General features: G+C 39.0%; 22 protein-coding genes and 1 rRNA gene. 11 read left to right on the top strand and 12 right to left on the bottom strand.

Annotated elements, in window-relative coordinates; all coding sequences use genetic code 11:
- Nucleotides 1-96 (top strand): 5S ribosomal RNA (gene rrf, locus ABJN95_RS09125); the annotation flags it as partial.
- Nucleotides 97-163: 67 nt separating this feature from the next.
- Here the strand turns inward: rrf and ABJN95_RS09130 are convergent.
- Nucleotides 164-1,066: a DUF4249 family protein gene (locus tag ABJN95_RS09130; RefSeq protein WP_348370086.1), complete on the bottom strand. Its 903-nt coding sequence runs from the start codon at nt 1,064-1,066 to the stop codon at nt 164-166.
- Nucleotides 1,067-1,186: 120 nt separating this feature from the next.
- Here ABJN95_RS09130 and ABJN95_RS09135 point away from each other — a divergent pair, with 120 nt between their 5' ends.
- From ABJN95_RS09135 to ABJN95_RS09150, 4 genes are all read left to right on the top strand, one after another.
- A complete protein-coding gene (locus ABJN95_RS09135; RefSeq protein WP_348370087.1) occupies nt 1,187-2,527 on the top strand; it encodes an amidohydrolase family protein in 1,341 nt (446 codons plus the stop codon).
- 102 nt (nt 2,528-2,629) lie between these two features.
- Nucleotides 2,630-4,519, top strand: coding sequence for a DUF1080 domain-containing protein (locus tag ABJN95_RS09140; RefSeq protein ID WP_348370088.1), 1,890 nt, complete (start codon nt 2,630-2,632; stop codon nt 4,517-4,519).
- Nucleotides 4,520-4,532: 13 nt separating this feature from the next.
- Nucleotides 4,533-6,488, top strand: coding sequence for a plastocyanin/azurin family copper-binding protein (locus ABJN95_RS09145; RefSeq protein WP_348370089.1), 1,956 nt, complete (start codon nt 4,533-4,535; stop codon nt 6,486-6,488).
- 37 nt (nt 6,489-6,525) lie between these two features.
- Nucleotides 6,526-7,158 carry a hemolysin III family protein gene (locus ABJN95_RS09150; RefSeq protein ID WP_348370090.1) on the top strand — a complete coding sequence of 211 codons (633 nt, stop codon included), beginning with the start codon at nt 6,526-6,528 and terminating at the stop codon, nt 7,156-7,158.
- A gap of 152 nt (nt 7,159-7,310) precedes the next feature.
- On the opposite strand, the gene ABJN95_RS09155 is transcribed toward ABJN95_RS09150, so the two are convergent.
- Nucleotides 7,311-7,982, bottom strand: coding sequence for a ZIP family metal transporter (locus ABJN95_RS09155; RefSeq protein WP_348370091.1), 672 nt, complete (start codon nt 7,980-7,982; stop codon nt 7,311-7,313).
- A 180-nt stretch (nt 7,983-8,162) separates the two neighbouring features.
- On the opposite strand from ABJN95_RS09155, the gene ABJN95_RS09160 reads away from it, so the two are divergent.
- Nucleotides 8,163-9,350 carry a THUMP domain-containing protein gene (locus ABJN95_RS09160; RefSeq protein WP_348370092.1) on the top strand — a complete coding sequence of 396 codons (1,188 nt, stop codon included), beginning with the start codon at nt 8,163-8,165 and terminating at the stop codon, nt 9,348-9,350.
- 5 nt (nt 9,351-9,355) lie between these two features.
- Here the strand turns inward: ABJN95_RS09160 and ABJN95_RS09165 are convergent, their stop codons facing one another.
- Genes ABJN95_RS09165 through rlmD form a run of 3 tightly spaced genes read right to left on the bottom strand, consistent with a single transcriptional unit; the run spans nt 9,356 to nt 12,044 of the window.
- Complete coding sequence (locus ABJN95_RS09165; RefSeq protein ID WP_348370093.1) at nt 9,356-10,132, bottom strand: DUF6048 family protein; 777 nt, start codon at nt 10,130-10,132, stop codon at nt 9,356-9,358.
- Entirely contained in the window at nt 10,113-10,631 is a 519-nt protein-coding gene (locus tag ABJN95_RS09170) for a DUF6452 family protein (RefSeq protein WP_348370094.1), read from the bottom strand. Before ABJN95_RS09170 ends, ABJN95_RS09165 begins: the two co-directional genes overlap by 20 nt.
- 3 nt (nt 10,632-10,634) lie before the next feature.
- Nucleotides 10,635-12,044 carry a 23S rRNA (uracil(1939)-C(5))-methyltransferase RlmD gene (gene rlmD / locus ABJN95_RS09175; protein WP_348370095.1) on the bottom strand — a complete coding sequence of 470 codons (1,410 nt, stop codon included), beginning with the start codon at nt 12,042-12,044 and terminating at the stop codon, nt 10,635-10,637.
- A gap of 117 nt (nt 12,045-12,161) precedes the next feature.
- Between rlmD and ABJN95_RS09180 the strand changes: the two genes are divergently transcribed.
- From ABJN95_RS09180 to rocD, 3 genes are all read left to right on the top strand, one after another.
- Nucleotides 12,162-12,740, top strand: a complete 579-nt coding sequence (locus tag ABJN95_RS09180; RefSeq protein ID WP_348370096.1) for an RNA polymerase sigma factor — start codon at nt 12,162-12,164, stop codon at nt 12,738-12,740.
- Nucleotides 12,741-12,750: 10 nt separating this feature from the next.
- Complete coding sequence (locus ABJN95_RS09185) at nt 12,751-13,137, top strand: DUF6768 family protein (protein WP_348370097.1); 387 nt, start codon at nt 12,751-12,753, stop codon at nt 13,135-13,137.
- Nucleotides 13,138-13,383: 246 nt separating this feature from the next.
- Nucleotides 13,384-14,664 carry an ornithine--oxo-acid transaminase gene (gene rocD, locus ABJN95_RS09190; protein ID WP_348370098.1) on the top strand — a complete coding sequence of 427 codons (1,281 nt, stop codon included), beginning with the start codon at nt 13,384-13,386 and terminating at the stop codon, nt 14,662-14,664.
- A 70-nt stretch (nt 14,665-14,734) separates the two neighbouring features.
- Here rocD and ABJN95_RS09195 read toward each other — a convergent pair whose 3' ends face one another.
- The 3 genes from ABJN95_RS09195 to ABJN95_RS09205 are packed head-to-tail and all read right to left on the bottom strand — an operon-like array spanning nt 14,735 to nt 15,728.
- Nucleotides 14,735-15,052 (bottom strand): CCC motif membrane protein, encoded by a 318-nt coding sequence (locus ABJN95_RS09195; RefSeq protein ID WP_348370099.1) that lies wholly within the window; start codon nt 15,050-15,052, stop codon nt 14,735-14,737.
- Nucleotides 15,053-15,067: 15 nt separating this feature from the next.
- Nucleotides 15,068-15,400: a CCC motif membrane protein gene (locus tag ABJN95_RS09200; protein ID WP_348370100.1), complete on the bottom strand. Its 333-nt coding sequence runs from the start codon at nt 15,398-15,400 to the stop codon at nt 15,068-15,070.
- 22 nt (nt 15,401-15,422) lie between these two features.
- Entirely contained in the window at nt 15,423-15,728 is a 306-nt protein-coding gene (locus tag ABJN95_RS09205; RefSeq protein ID WP_348370101.1) for a DUF2752 domain-containing protein, read from the bottom strand.
- Nucleotides 15,729-15,788: 60 nt separating this feature from the next.
- Between ABJN95_RS09205 and ABJN95_RS09210 the strand changes: the two genes are divergently transcribed.
- Nucleotides 15,789-16,331: a DNA mismatch repair protein MutS gene (locus ABJN95_RS09210; RefSeq protein WP_348370102.1), complete on the top strand. Its 543-nt coding sequence runs from the start codon at nt 15,789-15,791 to the stop codon at nt 16,329-16,331.
- Between the two features lie 19 nt (nt 16,332-16,350).
- On the opposite strand, the gene ABJN95_RS09215 is transcribed toward ABJN95_RS09210, so the two are convergent.
- A complete protein-coding gene (locus ABJN95_RS09215) occupies nt 16,351-16,866 on the bottom strand; it encodes a hypothetical protein (protein ID WP_348370103.1) in 516 nt (171 codons plus the stop codon).
- 117 nt (nt 16,867-16,983) lie between these two features.
- Between ABJN95_RS09215 and ABJN95_RS09220 the strand changes: the two genes are divergently transcribed.
- A complete protein-coding gene (locus tag ABJN95_RS09220) occupies nt 16,984-18,132 on the top strand; it encodes a cysteine desulfurase family protein (protein ID WP_348370104.1) in 1,149 nt (382 codons plus the stop codon).
- 5 nt (nt 18,133-18,137) lie between these two features.
- On the opposite strand, the gene ABJN95_RS09225 is transcribed toward ABJN95_RS09220, so the two are convergent.
- The 3 genes from ABJN95_RS09225 to ABJN95_RS09235 are packed head-to-tail and all read right to left on the bottom strand — an operon-like array spanning nt 18,138 to nt 22,989.
- The gene (locus ABJN95_RS09225; protein WP_348370105.1) at nt 18,138-18,800 is read right to left on the bottom strand and encodes a hypothetical protein; all 663 of its coding nucleotides are present in this window, start codon (nt 18,798-18,800) and stop codon (nt 18,138-18,140) included.
- A gap of 19 nt (nt 18,801-18,819) precedes the next feature.
- Nucleotides 18,820-21,240 carry a TonB-dependent receptor gene (locus ABJN95_RS09230; RefSeq protein ID WP_348371706.1) on the bottom strand — a complete coding sequence of 807 codons (2,421 nt, stop codon included), beginning with the start codon at nt 21,238-21,240 and terminating at the stop codon, nt 18,820-18,822.
- Nucleotides 21,241-21,294: 54 nt separating this feature from the next.
- A complete protein-coding gene (locus ABJN95_RS09235) occupies nt 21,295-22,989 on the bottom strand; it encodes a M23 family metallopeptidase (protein ID WP_348370106.1) in 1,695 nt (564 codons plus the stop codon).
- Nucleotides 22,990-23,102: the final 113 nt, after the last annotated feature.

Consider the following 23,102-nt stretch of genomic DNA (forward strand, 5'->3'; position numbering starts at 1 on the left):
ACGGGGCACACCCCTTACCATTCCGAACAGGGAAGTTAAGCCCGTCTGCGCCGATGGTACTGCTACACCAAGTGGGAGAGTAGGTAGCCGCCTTCTTCGAAAGTCCCTTACAGCAATGTAAGGGACTTTTTTTATGGCATAAAGTCTAGAGAATATGTAGCCTCTATTCGATAGTAATAGTTTCAGTATAGGTTTGTACAATGGCAAAATAGCCCAAAGGAAATGCTTCAGGCCTTGCTACATTGTCAACCACATCTATATTATCAAGGCCTGTAATATCAAAAACATTGCCACGAGCAGTGGCAACAGGTGTCTCGAAAACTCCTAGATTGTTTTCCGTTTGTTCGATAAGCAAATTCATATAGTTGTAAAAACCTCGATCTGCTCCTAAAATACTAATATCAATTACCTGACCTGGTTGCAAATCCTTATTATAGAAATAAGAAAATTCAAAAGATTTCCCTTGATAGAAAGCATCCTCAGTTACCAGAAACTCGCCAAAATCAAAATCAAAAACATAAAAATCATCGCGATCACCATTATCCGTGAAGGAAACAATCAGTTCTTTATCCTCTTCGTCAAAGAGAGTTTCGGTACCTTGTTTAACTTCATCGATGGGTACTACTGGTGCGTATCTTGCGGTCGCCGCATATTTACGACCCTTGTGTTCAAGTATCAACACGAAACGAACATTTTCTTCTTGAAGAACACTGGTTGCAATACGTTGCTCGGTCGAGAAATTTGGGTTAGGCACATAAATTCCTGAGCCTTCATCTAAATCAATTAGACTTGAGAACCCGGTACGTTCGATAATGGTGCCATCTTCATTATAAATTTCTGTGAGTATAAGAATGCTTTCAAGAGAAGTTACTGGTGTCTCTTCAAAAAAGCTATTGGTTTCTGAAACCCTAATTTCGACAGGAAGAAAAGGTTGACTCAAATCATCTACACGGATAATTCCATTAATAATCAGTCTTGGTGCTTCTTCGGGAACTTCAATATCGATAACATCTTCACATCCACAAAGAACCAATAGTAGAAGCAAATAAGAGAGCATTTTTTTCATTCGTCACCAGACTTTTCAATTCAAAAGCAAATTATTAAAATATTTAATCAAAGAATCACCTCGCTGCAAATTTTTGAAAGCAATAATTCAATTTTAGGTATATTTAACAAACCATCCGACATGACCAGAAGTATACGCTCTATTTTACTACTCTTGCTATCAATTTATACGGTAACGGCCCAAGAAAATGAAGTAAAAGCACTCGTGGGCGGAACACTAATTGATGGTTTTGGCGCAGCGCCTATTAAGAATAGTGTCATAATTATAGTTGGAGAAAAAATTAAAACTATTGGCACTGTCGAAACAATTGATATCCCAACCAATGCCGAAGTGATCTCAACGGAGGGAATGACCGTACTCCCCGGACTGTGGGATATGCATGTACACACGATGATTAACGGGCATTCTGATTATTCCTATTGGGATAAGACCTATCCACCACTCTTAAAAGATGTAATAATGCCTGCATCGGCACGTCAGTTACTAATGGCGGGAGTAACAAGTGCAAGAGATCTGGGTGCTCCCCTAGAAGAAAGTATAGCCGTTCGAGATGCTATTAACAAAGGCGAGATTCCGGGTTCAACCTTATACGTTTCTGGACCTTTTATTCAAAAGAAACCCTATCCAGGTACTGAGAATTTTCGATGGGGAGTCAATGGAGCTGAAGACGCAAGAAAGAAGATTCGTAAATTGGCCAAAGCGGGTGTGGATCTCATAAAGGTAGTTGATCAAGATCAAATGACACTAGAAGAATTCAAAGCTGTGGTTGACGAGGCACATAAGTTCAATTTAAAAGTGGTAGCCCATAGCCACCGACCCGAAGAAATACGAAGAGGCTTGCAAGTCGGTGCCGATTGTTTTGAGCATACAGGCTTATCTTCTGCACCGCAGTATCCTGATGCTATTATGGAGATGATTAAAGAGCGAACTGCTGATATGAGCCAGGGACCTCTGTTTTGGTGTCCTACCGTGGAGGGACTTTACAATTACGAATATATGCGAGACAATCCGGAGAAATTAGATGATGATTCTTGGCATTTGGGCCTTCCTGATACTGTAATCACTGATATTAGAAATAGTATAGCGCATCCTGATAGGATGCCCTACTTTCAATTGACTCCGTCTAGAAAACCCACCTTGGAAACCAAAATCAAGCAGCTTTTAGATGCTGGTGTGGTTTTGATGATCGGTACCGATAGTGGTATTCCGATGAAATTTCATAGTCAATCTACTTGGAACGAACTCGATGTTTGGGTAAACGAATTTGGTATTGATCCCATGTATGCAATACGAGCCGCCACGTATTGGCCGGCCCTTTGGATGGGAGTTGCTGATCAAGTTGGGACGATTACCCCGGGAAAGTATGCGGATATTATTGCGGTAGATGGCGACGTTCTGAGGTATATCAATCTCCTGGAAGATGTAGATTTGGTCATCAAACATGGAAAACGCTATAAGTAAATATGGCGCCGTTTGAAACCTTATGTTATGTACAACAAAACATTTGCGCCGCCGCAAGGTTCGACAAATAGCTATCTTTCAATTGTATTTTAAAGTTAAACAATGAAGAATCAACTACCCTATTATTTTTTACTACTCCTGTTAATAGCATCTTCATGCTCTGAGAAGAAGAAAAAGGTGAAAAAACCTTCTGAAAATAGGCCTACGCTTGTATTGCCTTTTCACACAATGGCCTTAAATGATCTGAGTAATTTTAAGGACGTATCAGAAAACTGGAAAATAGCGGGAGGCGTTTATGTAGATCGATCCAAAGAACAAACAATTAGTATAACTGAGGGTACTGGAATTCTAGTCAATATTCCGTCTAAGGATAATAGAGGTAATCTGGTAAGCACATTTGAGCATGGTGATATCGAATTTGAGTGTGATGTTATGATGCCGGTCAATTCAAATTCTGGCATCTATTTTCAAAGCAGATATGAGGTTCAACTTTTTGATAGCTGGGGAGAAGATCAAGCGCAACATGCTGATATGGGAGGAATCTATGAGCGCTGGGATAAAACCGCGGAAAAAGGGGAAGAAGGTTTTGAAGGAGTTGCGCCGAAAGTGAATGCGGCCAAAGCACCCGGACTCTGGCAACATTTAAGCGTAATTTTTCACGCTCCAAAATTCGATGAATCTGGAAACAAAATTGAGAATGCCTGGTTTGAAGAAGTAAGGTTAAATGGGGCAATTATTCATCAAAATATTGCCGTTTCCGGTCCAACAAGGGGTGGCTTAGATTCCAAAGAAGAAGCAAAAGCCCCTTTGTTAATTCAAGGTGACCATGGTGCGGTTGCATTTCGCAATATGAAGTACAAATTATATGAAGACAGCAAAGTGGAGTTGGTAAATGTGATGATGAAAGAGTACGAAAACGTACTACCGCAATTTCCTAATTTAGATAGTTTGGAGCCACTTCGCGAAGTACAAACAGATAGTATTGCAGCAACTATGGCGACAGGCATTCGTCCGCAGAAACTATTGAGCTATAAAGGCAAGCTTAAAATACCTGAATCGGGAGACTATATTTTTGAGTATAAATTAAACCGTGCAGGTGGTGCTTTCATGATAGGAAATGATACGATTATCTCTATGAATGGCAATTACAGTTTAGACTCATTGGGGATATCAAAAATTTCCTTAGAAAAAGGAGAGTTGCCATTTCAATTAATTTATAACAAGCACGTTCCATGGCAAATAGGATTTGGTTTGTATGTAGAAGGACCTGGGGTGCAAAGGCATCCGTTGCATGCACCAAGCTCTTTGTATTTACCCTCAGGTGAAGTCAATTCGAATTACCTAATAGCGCTTGAAGAAGAACCGATTACCCAGCGTTGCTTTTGGATGCATGAAGGAATAAAAAGAACGCATTGCATTGCGGTCGGGAACCCCCAAGGGATTCATTACACTTACGATTTAGAAACAGGTTCACTATTACAGGTTTGGAGCGGCGATTTTATTGATGCTACAAAAATGTGGCAAGGTAGGGGCGAAAAACAGTTAGGTGTACCAGCTGGTTTTACGGTTTCACTGCATGGTGATCCTGAGTTTGCAGTCTTGCAAGCCGAAGATTCACACTGGCCGACTAATGCTTATGACCTTGGCTACAAACAATTGGGTTACGAATTCGGAAGCGATAGAATACCCATCTTTTCATATACAATACATGGCAGTACCGTATCTAATAAGCTGCTTCCGTCTACGACCGATCGCGGTCTGAAACGTGAAATTGCTATAAGTGGTGCAAGCGCTATTTGGTTTAAGGTAGCTGAAGGTTCTACGATTGAAGAATTGCCTGATGGCACTTTCGTGGTTAATGATGAAAGTTATTTCATTGACTTTTCGGGCAGTAATTTACAAGCCAACATTCGAAAATTAGAGGGTGCTGATGAGCTAGTGGTAAAAATACCCTCCGGTAAACAGCAATTGAAATACAGTATTATCTGGTAATTACAAGGAAGAAATGAAGCGCATTTATAAAATAGTACTAGTTATATTTTTTTTAAGTGGAAGTCACTTTAACTACGGGCAGTCACGTTCTGCCATGGCACAAAAGGAAGCTGAATTTTACAAAATCGTTGATGTACCCATACCAGAGGATGTGCTTTTGGAGGTTGGAGGTTTAGCTTTCACCGATACAGATAAGCTAGGGGTATCTACCAGACGAGGAGAGGTTTGGTTGATTGATAAGCCGTATAGTAGTAATCCAATATATAAACGATATGCAAGTGGACTTCATGAACCTTTGGGACTCAATTTTAAAGACAATAGTTTTTACTTAGCCCAAAGAGGTGAGTTGACGCGTCTGGAGGACCAAGACGGTGATGACAAAGCAGATGTTTACAAGACGATATATTCCTGGCCACTGTCTGGCAACTATCACGACTATTCTTATGGTCCTAAATTCAAAAAAAATGGGAATATGTTGGTAACCTTAAACTTAGCTTGGATTGGCCATGGGGCGAGCTTGTCAAAATGGAGAGGATGGTTACTTGAGATCACCCCTGATGGTGAAATGACACCCATTGCAACGGGATTGCGCTCCCCATCGGGATTTGAGCTAAATGCTGATGAAGACATATTCTATACAGAAAATCAAGGAGATTGGGTTGGTTCAGGTAGAATGACCCATTTGGAAAAAGGAGATTTTGCAGGAAACCCTGAGGGTTTGGTTTGGACCGGTGAGCCTAATTCTCCTCTAAAATTGAAAATGGAAGACATCGAAGAGCAATCTGGCTTGAGTTTGTACGCTTATGCCAAAAAGGTTCCTGAACTAAAACCCCCTGCGATATGGTTTCCACATACCATTTTAGGCATTTCTACCTCCGATATTTTGTATGATACCACAGCTGGCAAATTTGGGCCATTTGAAGGACAACTGTTTGTAGGTGATCAAGGCCATAGTAAAGTCATGCGTGTTTATATGGAAAAAGTGAATGGTGTTTATCAGGGTGCGGCATTTAATTTTGTTGAGGGTTTTTCTTCTGGAATCCTTCGCATGATTTGGGGTAGTGACAATAGCATGTTCGTGGGAATGACTAGCAGAGGCTGGAGATCTACCGGAAGTGCAGAATTCGGCCTACAAAGGCTGGTATGGAATGGTAGAACTCCCTTTGAGATCAAAACCATGAAGGCTCAAGATGACGGGTTTGTTTTGGAGTTTACCAAACCTGTGAATACCTCAATTGCCAAAAATCTTTCAACCTATCAAGTAACTAGTTTCAATTATAAGTACCACAATACCTACGGCAGCCCTATAGTTGATCAGCAGAAAGCAGTGATTCGAAAAGTGGCACTTAGCGCTGATGGTCTCTCAGCGAAACTTACAATTGATGGTATGCGCTTGGGTTTTATTCATCAGATGAAAATTCCGGATTTGCGCGCCAGAACCGGAGAAAGACTTTTACATGATACCGGTTACTATACGTTGAATGAGGTTCCGGGAGGTAGTTTGAAATCTCCACCAACTGAAAAAATGGCAACTATGAAAGGAATAGTTCAGCCCAAACGAACCAATGAAATGCCACTTACTTGGGGTGACAGAGTTGACAAGAAATTGGTGATTGGTACCATACCGGGCTTGAAGTATGACGTTACTGAAGTTGTGGTGGAACGCAATAAAAAAATTGAATTGACTTTTGATAACAATGATGATATGCTTCATAATTTGGTGATTACCCAAATAGGCAAAACAGCTGTAGATAAGGTAGGTGAAATGGCGCTAGAACTCGGTCTTGATGGGGCAGATTTAAACTACGTACCCGATACCGATTTGGTGCTATATCATACAGGAATTGTAGCGCCTGGCACACAAGAGAAAATTTATTTCCAAACACCCAACAAGCCTGGAGAATATTGGATTGTTTGTACCTTCCCTGGCCATGCAACATCGATGCGAGCGAAGTTGATTGTAAAATAGGGCGGCCATGTTTTCTGGCTGATTATCTTTGCCCGTAATGAAAGACAGACGTATTCACCCAAAGGAAGAATTGCTCAACGCACTTAGTCATGGCTTTGGAGCAATCTTTGGAATCACAGGCCTGTTTCTGCTGCTTGCTAAAAATTCAGATAAGACATCATACGCCAGCCTTAGTGTAGTAATTTACAGCCTAACATTCATATCAATGTTTGTGGTTTCAAGTTTATACCACTATGTTAGAAATTCTGATCTAAAAAGAAAATTGAGAATAGTAGATCATATCAACATCTACTTCTTAATAGCCGGTACGTACACCCCCATGTGCCTCATAACGCTTATAGATGGCAAAGGCTGGTCTATTTTCTACATGGTTTGGGGAATTACAGCTGGTGGTACCTTGTTAAAACTATTTCTTACGGGAAGGTTCGAAATACTTTCATTGGCGCTATATCTTATTATGGGATGGCTGGTAGTCTATGACTTTGAGAATATTTTAGCCCATATATCACCAGAAGGTATTCAATTGCTATTTCTAGGAGGTGCTTTTTACACCCTGGGTATCATCTTCTACGCAATTGATAGGATACCGTATAATCATTTTATATGGCATCTGTTCGTGCTTGGGGGAGCTGTAAGCCATTGGTTGTTGATTTACGATCACATCATTTAAGATTGATTGTATTTGGTGCAAAGAATAGTTTTGACAAAAATTAGCGAAAAGGGCGATTTTAGTGTGGTAAACCGTTGCTTTTAAACACATGTAACTTCCCTATCGCACGGAAGTATTCGTTCCGGGTTTTAAAGATTATCGCACCACAAAATTTAAAGAAAATAGGCGATTGCGATTCCAACAGTAATCACTAACAACTTGCGGAGATTGAATTTATGACCTTCCGAACTTTCAAAGAGAATTACGGTAGAAATGTGTAAGAACACGCCTATGACTAAGGCCGTGATAGGTGCATAATATTGAGAGGCAAAATCTGAAACACTGGAAATATAGCTTCCGATCGGGGTCATTAAGGCAAACAAAACAACAAAGAAAACAGCTTTAGCCATTTTGATGTTAGAACCCAATAAAAAGATACTCAAGATTATCGCAATGGGTATTTTATGTATTAGAATTCCATAGATAATCGTGTTATGGCTTTCGATAGGAAACCCCTCTAAAAAAGCGTGAATAGATAGACTAACGAATAGAAGCCATGGAAAACTGCTCTTTTCACTATTGATATGCACATGGCCATGTTCTGCACCTTTAGAGAAAAACTCTAAAAAGACCTGCAGTAAAATTCCCAACATCAAAAAAACACCCACAGTCTTTGCATCTGAATTTTCATAAGCAGAAGGGAGCAGTTCAAAAACGGTTAATGCCAAAAGAAATGCACCACTAAAGGCCAGAAGCAATTTGAAATTTTCTTTGCTTTTTGGTTTTGCAATAAGTACGAAAACAAAGCTTAATAAGACTCCTAAAACGGGTAGGAGGTAGGTCATACAATGTGTTTTAACTGCTAAAATTCATAAGTCAAACTTCTATATGTTCTGATAAATAGAATTTGAATTATGCGATTTTCAATGCATTTGATACGGTTTATTTAATTGTACTTAGAATCTATATACTATCCTAATGTAGGTCAAAAATACTGTATTTTTGCGGCAATCAGATGTGACGATATGAACAATAATTTTAAAATGATTGCCAAAACCTTGTTTGGTTTTGAGGAGATTTTGGCAAAGGAAATTCGGAATCTCGGCGGGGGCAATGTAGTAGAGGGAGTTCGCAGTGTTTCGTTTGTTGGTGATACAGGTTTTATGTACAAGGCTAACTTGTGTCTGCGTACGGCTATAAAAATTATAAAACCCATACACTCTTTTTCAGTCCGAGATGAAAATGAATTGTACAAGAGTATATATCGTATGGACTGGAGTGAATATCTAAATATCGATACAACTTTTGCTATTGATGCGACGGTTAAATCCGATAATTTTTCACATTCGCTATACGTTGCACAAAAAGTTAAAGATGCTATTGTAGACAAGTTCAGAGATACTGAAGGTCAAAGACCAAGTGTAGATGTGAAGCATCCCGATTTACGCATTAATATTCATCTTCACAAAGATCGATGCAATGTTTCTTTAGATAGCTCGGGGAGGTCGCTACATCAAAGGGGCTATCGTATTGCAACGAACATAGCACCTATTAACGAGGTCCTGGCAGCAGGATTGTTATTATTGAGCGGCTGGGACGGTCAATGCGATTTTTTAGACCCGATGTGTGGTAGTGGCACCATGCTGACGGAGGCTGCTATGATTGCCTGCAATATTCCTGTAAATATTAATCGCAAGGAATTCGCTTTTGAAAAATGGGACGACTTTGACGAGGATTTGTTTGATAAAATTGTTGAGAGCCAACTGAAGAGGACACGGGAATTTCATCATAAAATAATAGGCTACGACAAGGCTCCTTCTGCAGTTCGCAAGGCGAAGGAAAACATTGAAAATGCAAATCTTTCGGATTATATTTCCGTTGAGCGCAAAAATTTCTTTGACACCGAAAAAGGTACGAATGGAAAATTACATATGGTGTTTAACCCCCCCTATGGAGAACGACTCGATAGAAGGGGCCTAGACTCCGATTTTGATGTAGAAGATTTCTATTCGGAAATTGGAGATACCTTGAAACAGGGATATCCGGGAACAGATGCTTGGTTTATTACTTCTAATTTGGAAGCGTTGAAGTTCGTCGGATTGAGACCATCACGAAGAATAAAGGTTTTTAATAGCCATTTGGAATCGCGATTGGTGAAGTACGTAATGTACGAGGGTAGCAAAAAAGCAAAATTTCAGAACAAAGCAGACTGATCTGTTTATTCATTGCTATCCTCTTGCGGATCTGACGCCTTTTTCTCTTTTTTTGTTTTTTTGGTCTTCTTATAAAGCGGAAGGAAATAGGAAATCGAAAAATTGTACCCGATACCAAACCTGCTGCCATCAGTAACTTTATTAAAACCTGGAATAAAAAGATCGGTGAATTCACCTTCCTCGATTTTTTTTTGGGTAATTAAGGCACCTAAACGTACACTTCCTCCCAAATAGATATTAGCAAAAAGCTCAACTTTTATGCCCAAGACGGCCTCGATCCACGAAGCGCTTCGATTTTCAATGTCAATAGGGCCGCTCCCGCTTTCCGCAAATCCATTGGGACTCCAATAGCGATTGCTGTTAAAGATTTGGTAGTTGTTTATCGTGTGGTTAAAAGAACTGAATGCATACCGTGCTCCGGCATATATCATGTTTTGTTCCCCATACCAATTTGCATAAGTGTTATAATCAAAGCCCAGTTTGACATAGCTTCCGGAAGTAGTGAAGTTGTATACATCTTCTTGACGGGTTCGTTTTTCATTACCAAGTTCGGCGGCCAAGTAATATTTCAGACTCAACCTATAGTCTCCCACAAATTCAAGTCCGGTATATTCTTCCTCAAAAAAAGAGATCGTAGGTCTACTTAGATCGACTCCGATGCGAAGACCGTAGGGTTGTTTGTAAACCACTGTGTCTTTTGGTGCGGTGTCAATGGGTTTGCTTTGGGCGTTCCCACAGAAGAGACAAAAAACAAAGCAGGCGCTAATGAAATACTTTAACATGGGCAGTTGTCTCTTCAGTTTCTAATTTTACTTGGGTTTTCACAATTTCTATGCTTTGTATCCAGTTTTCTGGGATAGCTGTAAAATCTGAGCTTAAATTTTCATAGTTGACAACAAATCCGCAGGCCCTTGAAACAAAATTCTCATCGATTTCATAAGAGAATGTTATGGTATCACTATTGCCTACTTCAGCACCATTTTCATCATCCGCTGAATCTAAAATAAAGGTAAACCCCGTCGAAGGAGCAATAGTCTTTAAGGGAATGCCGATAGAATCAAGAGTTGAAGATCGATCTGTAAAAGTATCAACCACATCATCATTACCAATCCCGATCACCCGGAGGCCAGGAACCTCCTTGAATTCGGTAGGGTTTGCCGCGTCGTAAAAACGAATAATTAATAAGGGGGTATCACCATCAACACAGATATCGTCTTTTTCACAAGCGGAAAAGGGTAATATGCATACCAAGAAGATAAAGATGATTTGAAGTCTACTCATGGGTTATAACTTTTCTAAAAGTACAATATTTTCAACATGATGTGTTTGCGGAAACATATCTACGGGTTGCACTTTGGTCACTTTATAAACTTCTTTCATCAATTCCAAATCTCTTGCCTGAGTCGCACTATTGCAACTTACATAAACCACTTTTTTCGGTGAAATATGCAATAGCTGTTGTACCACGTCTTTGTGCATGCCATCTCTAGGAGGGTCTGTAATAATGACATCTGGAGTACCATGAGTAGCTATGAATTCGCCGTTGAAAATGTTTTTCATATCCCCAACAAAAAATTCCACATTTTCAATTTTATTGTTTTTGGCATTTTCTTTGGCGTCAAGTATGGCCTCTGGCACAGATTCTATGCCTACCACTTTTTTAGCACTCTGAGCTACAAATTGGGCAATTGTGCCGGTGCCTGTATACAAGTCATAGACCAGTTCTTCACCTGTTAGGCCGGCGAAATCACGAGTTATTTTATAAAGCTCATAGGCCTGTTCGGAATTGGTTTGGTAAAATGATTTTGCGTTTATTTTGAATTTAAGACCTTCCATTTCTTCAAAAATATGGTCTCTACCAGAATGACAAATTACCTCTTGGTCATAAATCGTGTCATTTTGTTTAGTATTTATTACATAAAGCAAAGCTGTAATTTCCGGAAATGTTTCCCTCAAATGGTTTAACAACAAATCGCGCTTGTCTTTATTGTCCTCATAAATCTGAAGTAACACCATGATTTCTCCAGTAGATGAGGTGCGAATCATCAAAGTACGCAACATGCCGAATTGATTCCTAGGATTAAAAAACGGCATAGCATTCTTAAGGGCAAAATTTTTGGTTTCCAATCGAATAGCATTGGAAGGATCAGCCTGTAAATGACATTTATCGATGTCTAAAATTTTATCCCACATACCCGGAATATGAAATCCCAAGGCATTTTTATCTTCGAAAATAGTATCTGATTGCAATTCTTGCAGGCTCAACCATCTGCTATCGGAAAAAGAGAATTCCATTTTATTCCGATAGAAATACTGCTTTTTCGAACCTAAAATTGTATTGACTTCAGGTAGCTCTACGTGCCCGATGCGTCGAAGATTGTTTTCAACCTCTTTTTGTTTGAAATACAGTTGGTGCTCATACCCCATATGCTGCCATTTGCAACCTCCACAGGTACCAAAGTGCTGGCATTCTGCAGTGACTCTTTTATCTGAAAGAGCGTGAAAATGAATTGCGTTTCCTTCGAAGTAGTTTTTCCGCTTCTTGGTCGTTTGAACATCGACGACGTCACCGGGTACGGTGTTTGTCATGAAAATTACCCTCCCGTCTGGTGCCTTTCCTATGGTTTTGCCCTTAGCACCTGCGTCTATGACCTCCACATGCTCGAAAACCTGACGTCTCTTCTTTTTGCGCATTGGGCAAAAATAGGAATTGGAATGTATTTATTCCCCTAACTTTAGAAGGAATAACAATATTTTAAGGAAAATTTGAACCTTTTTAATCTTTATCCGTCTTTGTTGTAGAAACGTGTTATGACCGACCCAAGAAAAATTATTGACGGACTTTTGGTTTTGCAGTATCGCGCCGGTAGTAATAAAGCTTTGGGTGTTTTGGTGAGAAAGTACCATCCGAAATTATGTAAGCATTCTTATTGGTACACACACGATCTAAATGCGGCAAAAGATATTGTTCAAGATAGCTGGTCGATTATCATCAACAAAATGGATAGTTTAAGTAATCCTAATCTTTTTGGAAGCTGGGCGTTTCGCATCGTGACGAGAAAATCGCTTGACTATGTCAACAGGAAAAATAGAGAATTGAGAAGCTTGCAAATATATCATAATGGTCAAGTACTGGAAGAGGTTGAGGGTAACAACGATGAAGCTGTTCGTAAACTATTGAATGCCATGCGATCTTTACCGAATGACCAACAGATAGTTTTGCGTCTTTTTTACACAGAAGACTATTCGTTAAAAGAAATAAGCGAGATTCTTGAAATTGCCATAGGTACGGTAAAATCGAGATTGTTTCACGCTAGGGAAAAATTAAAAACGATTCTAAGAAATAACAAAAGATCTCCCCTCGAAGGTAATCACGAGGGCAACAATTAAAATGTATATTATGGAACAGGATGAAAAAATAGACGATTTGATCAAAGCGGCTTTGAGTGAAGAGGAAGCAAAGTTTTATGATGAATTGGGCGAACAGGGTTTAATAGAGAAGCTAGGAGAGGTGCATAAAGGAAAAACCGGATGGTTGGCCTCGATTATGACGGTAATGCATATTCTTGTATTTGTTGTTTTTATTTTTTGCACAGTACGGTTTTTTAATACCGAAGTAACCAATGAACTAATACAATGGGCCTGTGCTGGGTTTCTTTGCATGATTTTCATGGGGATGATGAAGCTCTATATTTGGATGCAAATGGATAAGAACGATATTTTGAGAGAATTGAAACGACTAGAGTTACAAATTTCTGTAGCGGCAAATAAAAATACCAAAGAGTGAACGTTAGCGTAGCAATGAACAAATCTTTAAGGGATAAATAGGTAGCGTTATCCCTTTTGACATATGTAAAATGTGGTTTTTTCCATTTCTTTCTTGTTGTAATATCTTTTTTCTTTTTTGTAATTTAGCAGCTCTACAAGGATGATTTCTCTCCTACGCTGAATTTTCGTCCCATAGTCATAGGGATTTCGAAAGGAAAAAGGTACAGAAGGAATTACTGAAGTTTTATTTAAAGTAATTTTTATCATGTCAGTTTTAGAAAAAATCACTTCTGAAGATGCGATTGCATTGGAAGACAAGCACGGCGCACACAATTATCATCCCTTACCGGTTGTTTTAAGCAAGGGCGAGGGTGTATTCGTTTGGGACGTTGAAGGAAAAAAGTATTATGATTTTCTGTCAGCTTATTCTGCAGTAAATCAAGGTCATTGCCACCCAAAGATAGTTGGGGCAATGGTGAATCAAGCCCAAACCTTAACCCTTACCTCAAGAGCATTTTACAATGACGTTCTAGGTAAGTATGAAAGGTATGCAACTGAAACTTTTAAGTTTGACAAACTTTTACCAATGAATACCGGAGCTGAAGCGGTTGAGACGGCTTTAAAGCTATGTCGTAAATGGGCTTATGAGAAAAAAGGTATACCAGAAAATCAGGCTCAGATAATTGTTTGCGAAAATAACTTTCACGGGCGTACTACGACAATTATTTCTTTTTCGAATGACCCTGTAGCACGAAAGAATTTTGGTCCGTATACCGAGGGGTTTTTGAAAATAGAATACGATAATCTTCAAGCCTTGGAAGAAGTATTGAAAAACAACCCGAACGTTGCTGGATTTTTAGTGGAACCGATTCAAGGAGAAGCAGGGGTTTATGTGCCGTCTGAAGGCTATTTGACCGGGGCGAAGGCCCTTTGTGAAAAGTATGACGTGTTGTTTATAGCAGATGAAGTTCAAACGGGAATCGCACGAACTGGTCGATTATTGGCAACTTGTGGCAACTGCTCTTGCAACGATAAGCACTGTAGCGGAATACCTGAAGTGAAACCAGATATTTTGATTTTGGGAAAAGCCCTTTCAGGAGGAGTGTATCCGGTGTCGGCCGTGTTAGCCAATGATGATATTATGGGGGTTATTAAACCGGGTAACCACGGAAGTACTTTTGGTGGTAATCCTATTGCAGGTGCTGTTGCTATGGCAGCTCTTGACGTCATTAAGGATGAAGAGCTTGCGGAGAATGCTTATGAATTGGGTGTTTTATTCCGTTCTGAACTTGATAAATTTATTGCAAGCTGTTCAATTGTCAATGGCGTGAGAGGCAAGGGGCTGCTAAATGCGATTATCATAAATGATTCAGAAGAAAGCTCTACAGCATGGGATATTTGCATGGCGTTAAAAGAAAACGGACTCCTAGCAAAACCAACGCATGGTAATATTATTCGTTTTGCGCCTCCTTTGGTTATGAATAAGGAACAATTGTTAGACTGTATTTCAATAATTACCAGAACACTTGAACAGTTCGATAAATAAGTATAAAATATTCAACCCATAAAAAAAGCCCGCAATGTTATCTTGCGGGCTTTTTTATTAGTAGTTCTCATTAGAAATCTGCACCATCGAAATTTCCTGATGATATCATAGCGATTATAAACCCAAAATAGAGGATACACAAGATGAGCATTATTAAAGAAAGGCCTATTCCTATATAAGCAAGTATTTTTCCTGTTTTGACATTATCTAAGCCGCTTGCGTAAATTTCTGGGTCTGCTTCATAGGCCCGCTCTGCTTTTTTTGCGTTTGAAAGTCCGATAAAACTGAAAATTGCTCCAAAGGGTCCGCAGCAAAACAAGGCCGCTACTATAGATATTATTCCGAATGTAAGCGCGTTGCTTGCGCCTGGTAATTGTTGATTACTCATAATTTGAAATACTAGTTACTCTTCAATTCCCCATTGTTCCATTAACTCACTTGACTTTTCCATATAAGCTTCCCAACCGCCCATTTGTGCAATGGAGAATATGGTATATGCTAAATAAAGAACACCCAAAACTAGGGCTATAATAGCCAGAATCTTAGCTGTTTTTAGCTGACTAAAATTAGAGTAACCTTCGGGGTTTTCTTTATATTTTTTTTCATCTTTAAGCGCCAATAACAAAGCAATTCCTCCAAATAAGATACCTGGTACCCCTGCGAAGCAGCAGCATAAAAAACCAAGAATTGAAAGCACGATTACTATTGTAACATTAGGTAATTTCTGTTGTTCCATAATTTGTAAGGTTATTTGTTATTTAAATAAATTTCAAAATATAATTGGTTAGTATAAGCACTACACTGGCAATCATAAGTGTAATAAGTATTTTATTGGCATATTTAATTTCAACTAGCTGATCTACCGCCAACATTCCGAAAAGTGGAATAATGGTGAAAATTGCCGGATACATCTCCCAGGCTGCCAAAAAATCTCCCCGAAACAAAAATGCAACCGACCTTTGTAAACCACACCCCAGGCAATCGAAACCGAATATTTTCTTCGTAAAACACGGAAGCATGTAATCTTCAACATTCAAAGCCAGAAGTAGAGAAAACAATTTCATAGATTGAACAAGTTAGTCCTCCGAAAAATACCATTATTTTTATGGAATCAAAACAAATTCATGACTGTTTTTCAAATTGGAGATAGCGCCGAAACCATTGATGATAACATTAAAGGGGTAGTTACTGAAATCACAGGTAAGGAAATTACGATTGAGACCGAAGAGGGTTTTGCGATGGTTTATTCAGCGTCGGAATTGGTAAAAGTCACAGAGGCTTTTAGTGTTAGCAATTATGAGGTAGCTCGAATAAAAAGTGAAAAAGAAATTCCAAAGAAAAGAAAATTGGATAAGGTAAAATCGAAGGAACGCAATGCACCGAAAATGGAAGTCGACCTTCATATACATCAAATTACCAATTCAGAGAGGGGAATGACAAGTCATGATAAGTTAAACTTACAACTGGAAACTGCAAAACGACAGTTAGAATTTGCCATTCGAAAACGTATTCAAAAAATAGTTTTTATTCACGGGGTAGGTGAGGGCGTGTTGAAGGAAGAGCTGAAATATCTTTTCGGCAGATACGAAAATATAAGGTATTACGATGCCGATTATGCTAAATACGGTTTGGGTGCCACGGAAATTTATATCTATCAGAATAGTTAGCTTGGCCTGCCATCCGATACTAGTCAGATTGGGTAGTAGTTACCGTACCAAAATTGTCAATAGCTAAGTTGGTAATTCTACTATCATTGGAAGTAACGAATGAAATTGTGTTTAATAGAATTTCATGTTGAAAGGTTACACTATCGGTACTCACAGTGGTAGTAATCAAGACTTCACCACCTTGAGCAATGATTTCCTCAACAACGGTGGGTTGTGTCAACGGAATGTCGCTGCAGAAATAGTCTGTAGAAACGTTGTCCGAGAAAGTTCTATAGGTCGCTTTGGCAGGTCCTGAAACCGTAACGGCGTATGACACTGCGCCGTCTGAAACCTGATTTTGAATTGCTCCATCTGGCAATTCTAAAATAAGAGCCTCCATAGCATTTAATTTGAATAGCACGTTGGCCGTTTCAGCTGAAACAGGGTCGCAATTTTGTATGGACGCACTGTCAAAGTCAATTGTTTCTATCTGTAAATCACCATCGTCACAGGCGAATAACAAAACCAAAAGGCATAGGAAAAGGAAATTTTTCATGTTTCAAATTTAAATCAATTTAAAAGGATTAACGTTTAAGTTTACCTTATTTTAGTATTTATTAACTCTAAAAGTTAGTTAGCTTTGTTGATCAAATTTATCGAGACTAATTAGAAAATGAAAAAGATATACCTTGATAACGCTGCCACTACTCAAGTTCGGGAAGGGGTTATTTGCAAGATGCAAGAGGCACTATCGAACTTTTATGGCAACCCTTCCTCAACTCACAGTTTTGGTAGGTCTGCTAAAACCGGAATTGAAAGCGCGAGAAAAACTATTGCAAAATATATGAATGCGCACCCTTCCGAAATTGTTTTTACATCGGGTGGAACGGAGGCTGATAATATGATTCTACGTTGTGCGGTGCGCGATTTAGACGTTCAAACTATAATTACTTCGCGGATTGAGCATCATGCAGTAACGCATACCGTTGAAGAGTTGGAGGAAAAGCAAAATGTACGGGTGCATTATGTTAATTTAGACGAATATGGATCACCAGACCTTGCGCATTTAGAACAATTACTAAAAAATGATGATAGCAAGAAATTAGTCAGTTTAATGCATATAAACAATGAGATTGGTAATAAACTTGATATCGACAAAGTTAGTGCAATGTGTAGGGAGAATGATGCGCTGTTTCATTCTGATACGGTACAATCGATAGGTCATTTTGCATGGGATATGCAGCAAACCCCTGTAGATTTTATGGCCGCCGCTGCACATAAATTTCATGGGCCCAAAGGGGTCGGTTTTGCCTATATTAAAAAGAATTCAGGATTGAAACCTATGATATCAGGAGGGGCTCAAGAACGTGGAAATAGGGCCGGAACCGAATCGTACCACAATATTGTGGGTCTTGAGGAAGCTTTTGTTAACGCATACGACAATTTGGAGGAGGAGCAGGCCTATGTAGTTGGTTTGAAAAAACATTTTGTGCATACCCTTCAAAAAGAGATTCCCGGAGTTGAGTTCAATGGTCACTCAGGTGACCTAGATAAGAGCACCTATACTTTGGTAAATATGAGATTGCCTGTTGATGAGCAAAAGGCATTAATGCTTTTATTTCATTTAGATATGCAAGGAGTCGCCTGTTCTCAAGGGAGTGCCTGCCAATCGGGAAGCAATAAAGGTTCGCATGTGCTTAACGAGATTTTAAATGTAGAAGAGCTCAAAAAACCTTCGTTGCGATTTTCTTTTTCCAAATACAACACCAAGGAAGAACTAGATTATGCCATTAGAGTATTAAAAGAATTTGCCGCGCAATAAATGGCTTATCCTTTTCCTCTTTTCCGATCTTTTCTTTTTTCCCTATCGTAAGGAAACTTACGGGAGGCCAGTTTCATCATACGGTCAATTAAATCATCTGTATTTCTGCCTGATTTCTTGTTGATTTCTTTTTCGTATTTCCAAAGGAGTTTTCCTGTTGTGCCATCGCTAATTTTAATACCAATACGACCGAAATTTGCATCTCCAAGAAAATAATCGAGAAAGCTGAAATCTTGCGGAACACCTTTGGAAAGAAGAATATTGAGATCTAAATTACCGCTGATTATTCCGTCTACCTGGAGTATTTCACTAAGTTGTTTTATGGTATATACATCAATATTTTGGTACGTAATCTCGTTTTGGGCCAATATGGCGTTGGTGTCTTCGGTATTCTGAAACTCCACAGAAAACTTCTTTTTTCTTTTTCGTTTAGAAAAATATGTCTCCAACGCATTTTGAACGGCATAACCTTCTTTTTCCTCCCGTTCAGCTAGATCTTGCTTGGAGATATCATCTTCTAAATCAAGGTTGGTGAGAAATGGAATGATTGCCAGCACTTTATGCTCACTGCTAAACACGTCAAACTTATCGCTTTCGTAAATGTTTTTTTGAGCGCTTAAAGAAACGCTGGTTAAAACGAGTACATATAAAATAATATTTCTTATCATTGGTAGTAGTCGAAGACTTTTAAAAACGAGCATTGATCTTAAGATTCAATACGCGGCTTGTTAAAAAGTTCGGGACTGCAAATTGCAGTTTGCTATCTGCATCCCTTACCCAGGTATTGGTGATGGAGTTCTGCGCATTGAAAAGGTTAAAAACCTCAAAACCAATATTTAGTGCTTTAAATTGGTGAAGCCAATGGTTTTTCGGATACCGTTTGCTCTCGTCTGCAAAAATATAGGAAATTCCCAAATCAGCACGTCTATAATCTCTTAATCTATTCTGAAAAATATACGGATCCGCATAACTCGGCGATCCACCAGGGACTCCCGTATTATAAACAAGATTTAAATACATTTTTACATCAGGAATAGTTGGTATGTAATCTTGATATAAGATAGCGAATTTCAGTCGTTGATCGGTGGGTCGGGCGATGTATCCTCTATTATTACTATTCTCTTCCGTTTTTAAATACCCAACACTCACCCAAGATTCCGTTCCAGGCACAAAGGCCCCGTTTAATCGCAGTTCTCCTCCGTATACGTATGCCTTGGCATCGTTGTTTGCAAAATAGCGAATGCGCACATCTTCTATGGTATAGGTATTAACATTGTTCAGCTTTTTATAATATGCTTCTGTAGATAATGTGAAGGGTCGGTTCCATAGGTTAAAACTATATTCATTACCCAAAACAAAGTGTATGGCTTGTTGGGCCTTGACATCGGGTTGAATGGTGCCGGTGATATCGCGTAGCTCTCTATAAAAAGGCGGCTGATGGTATACCCCAGCCGAAGCCCTAAACACCATGTCTCGATCCCAATTGGGTTTAATAGCAAATTGTGCCCTTGGGCTAACAACCAGATGAGCTACTTTTGAAACATTTCGACCACTTACCTTCCAATAATGCGCTCGTACTCCAAAATTGTAATAGATATTGTGGCCTTTCCAAAGGTTTCTATCACTAAATTGCGTAAAAGCTGAAAACCGATTTGTTTTTACAAAATTGGTAGCGATCAACGACTCGTATGCTTCCAAAGGAGCATCAAAAGGTTCTTCCGGTTGATTATTTATAAACTCCGGTAGGGGAGGACGAATCGAAAACCCGGCAGAATCGATAAACTCAGATTCACGAAGCTGATCGCGAATGTCTTCGTGTGTATACCTAACACCCCATTCAATGGCACGTTGGTTTTTAGTATTTCTTCCTTTGTGTTCCAAATTGAAAATAAGCGCGTCCAAATCATTTCTGGCTCGATTGAACTGTGAGCCAATACCTTTCGATGAGGTAATTTCTCCGACAGTATCACTTCCTAAATTAGAATCTACTTCTCCAAGTTCATACGTAGCAATGATATCAGAACGTTCTTGCTCGCTAGTATGATAGATTGATGATATTAGTTTTAAGGTAGTGTCGTCATTCAAAAAGTAGTTTGCTTTTAGAGCTGCCAGTTCGGTAGTGTATCGATTGTTTTCTCGCCCTTGGTAGTTAATCAATAAAGCTTTTGGAGCGTTTAAGGTTCCAAAATTGGTTTTTCTGTTTAAAGGCTCATTTTGATAATCGTTCAGCGAAATATTTCCTAGAAAGTTGAGGTTGAACTTTTTTGAAAAGCGATAGGTGAAATAGGTTTGTGCATCGAAAAAAACAGGATTTAAGTTCGTTCGAGTCTGTTGGCTATTGACTAACAACGCATTATTTCTGTAGCGAATACCTGTAACACTTGTAAAATTTTTGTTTTTTGAAACCGTTTCAAGTGCGGCACTAGCACCTAGTAAGCTAGCTTGCAGCTGTGCTCCGAAATTAGCGGGGTTTTTATAAGTGATATCGAGAACTGATGAAAGTTTATCACCATATTTAGCCTGAAATCCGCCCGGAGAGAATTTTACGTTGGAGACCAAATCAGTGTTTACAAAACTTAAGCCTTCCTGTTGTGCCGAACGAATCAGGAACGGACGGTAGACTTCAATTTCATTAACATACACCAAATTTTCGTCATAATTGCCTCCACGCACTGAATATTGTGTGCTGAGTTCATTATTGGAGGAGACGCCTGGCAATAGCTTTAAAATGTTTTCAACTCCTGCATTTGCTCCTGGAATTTTTCGAATAACATCCTTTGAGATCGTAGTTATGCCGTCAGTATTTTTTTCACCTGTTGGCGATACGGTTACCCCGTCGACTTGAATGGCATCCGTTTTCATTATGGGATTAAATTCAAAAGTTTCGTTGGTATTGAGTACAATTTTTTCGAGAATAACATTTTTGTGGCCCAAATGCGAAAAGGTGATTGTGGTTTCTAGATCGGCAATGAGTTCTAGAATGTAAAATCCGTTTTCATCAGAAAAAGTACCCGTATTCGCGGTAGAAATGTTAACCTGTGGCAAGGGTGCATTCTGCTCATCTAAAACCAAACCTGTAATGGTTGCAGTTTGTGCGTTTACAAACATAAAACCATACAGTACGAGAAAAGCAAAAATGTACTTAAAGCGTTTCAAACAGAATTATTTTCTAAAGAATGTGCTTGTAAAGGTAGTGCTGTTTCCTACATTGTCGGTTACGATAACAACTAGTTCACATTGTTTTTGATCTAAAATCTTATCATCAAAATTATAGGTGATTGTATTTCTTTTTGACTCGTATTCCATCAGTATCCATTCGCCGTTTAAGGTAGCAGAATAGGTATTTATGCCACTTAAATCATCGGATATCGTTAAACTCAAGTAACTATAGTTGTTTAGCCACTGCTTTTCCTTGAAGTTTTTTGCACGTATTTTAGGAGCCGTGGTATCTTTAGCCAAGGTGTAAGTGCCTAAATTTCGTGTTCTTGTAGTGAAGGTAGCTCCCCGTTTATAGGTTGACGCATATCGAGGTTTCAATTTTTTATCTAATCGGGCAATGAACAGCTTTTTACGGTCTTCTTTTGAGTATTTAGAAGTATCAAAGGTAATAGTGAAGTTTCGGTGTGCCGGCACCCTGCTATTATGAATGGTTACGGTATCATTATCTTTTTTTAAGTCGATATAAAAATCTTTGTAAAAGGTATTGGCTGGAAAATATACCTTTGCTGCACCGAGATCATAGTTGTTGGGCTTTTTGGCAATTACATAGGTGTCAGTCTTAGAGATTTCCTTCTTTATTTTTACTTCTTCCTTTTTTCCCTCTATTGGAATTATTGCTTTGGTCAAATTGCCCTCCAAATCTTTTAGTAGCAGTTCAATTGAATAGCTTAATCCTTCCGTTATGGTAATTTTACCATCGTTTTTTAAGACATTGTAAATGCTAAGCCGATTACCAGGAGTAAGGAAACACTGTTGAATTTTTTGTCTGTACTTTCCATAGTGATCATAATCGACCATGGTATTGATGTATCTCGATTCCCCAAAAGAAAAGGTTTCAAAATCATATTCGGTATAGGTTTGTCCGTTTACTTTTAATTCAACAGAATAAATTCCATTCTTATTAGCGGCCATGTCTTGTCGGTCAAACCCTTTAAAACCAACACCTATAGTACCTAAAGCTGTAGCCTTGTCTGCTAGAAAAGTTCCGTCTTTCTGTTTCGAAAAGTTGAGCTCCACTTTCGCGTTGCTCTTATTAACTTGAGCACCATTAGATAGCGGGTATACGTACAACTTCTCTAGAACCGGGTTGGTGGCATCTCGAACTTCTAGACCGTACAACAAAGGATTTGTAGGTTTTTCAGTGATGCTACTTCTGATTTCGAAATGAAGATGAGGACCTGAAGACCCACCAGTATTACCCGTATATGCTATTACTTGCCCTTTTTCTAATTTAAGTTCTCCGTAGTCTGGAAAAACTTCGATCTCATACGCTTTTTTCTCATATTGTATTTTTTTTACAAACTCCTCAATTTCGGGCCCGAATTTTTGTAGGTGTCCGTAAACAGAAGTATAGCCATTTGGATGCGCTACATAAAGCACTTTCCCGTATCCGTAGAGTGAAACCTTTATTCTTGTAATAGTGCCATCTCCAATAGCATAAACAGGAAGCCCTTGTCTTTGCTGGGTTTTGATATCAATACCTGCATGAAAGTGGTTGGATCGCAATTCGCCAAAAGTACCTGCTAAAATCAGTGGAATATCTAAAGGAGGTCGGAAGGCATCTTTAGGATATCTCTCCTGTGCAGAAGCATTAAGGGAAACCAGTAAAATCCACACTAAAAGGGCTCTTTTTGTCATAGAAAAATTAGGTTGGTACAAATGGGGTAAATCACTTTAATTCTTGCGGCTAAACCCATAAAAACAGGTCTATGTCATGCTAAAATGCCTAAAATTAAGCAGATGAATACAAA

This window comes from Maribacter sp. (assembly GCF_039974175.1).
In the GTDB taxonomy this organism is placed as follows: Bacteria; Bacteroidota; Bacteroidia; order Flavobacteriales; family Flavobacteriaceae; genus Maribacter_C.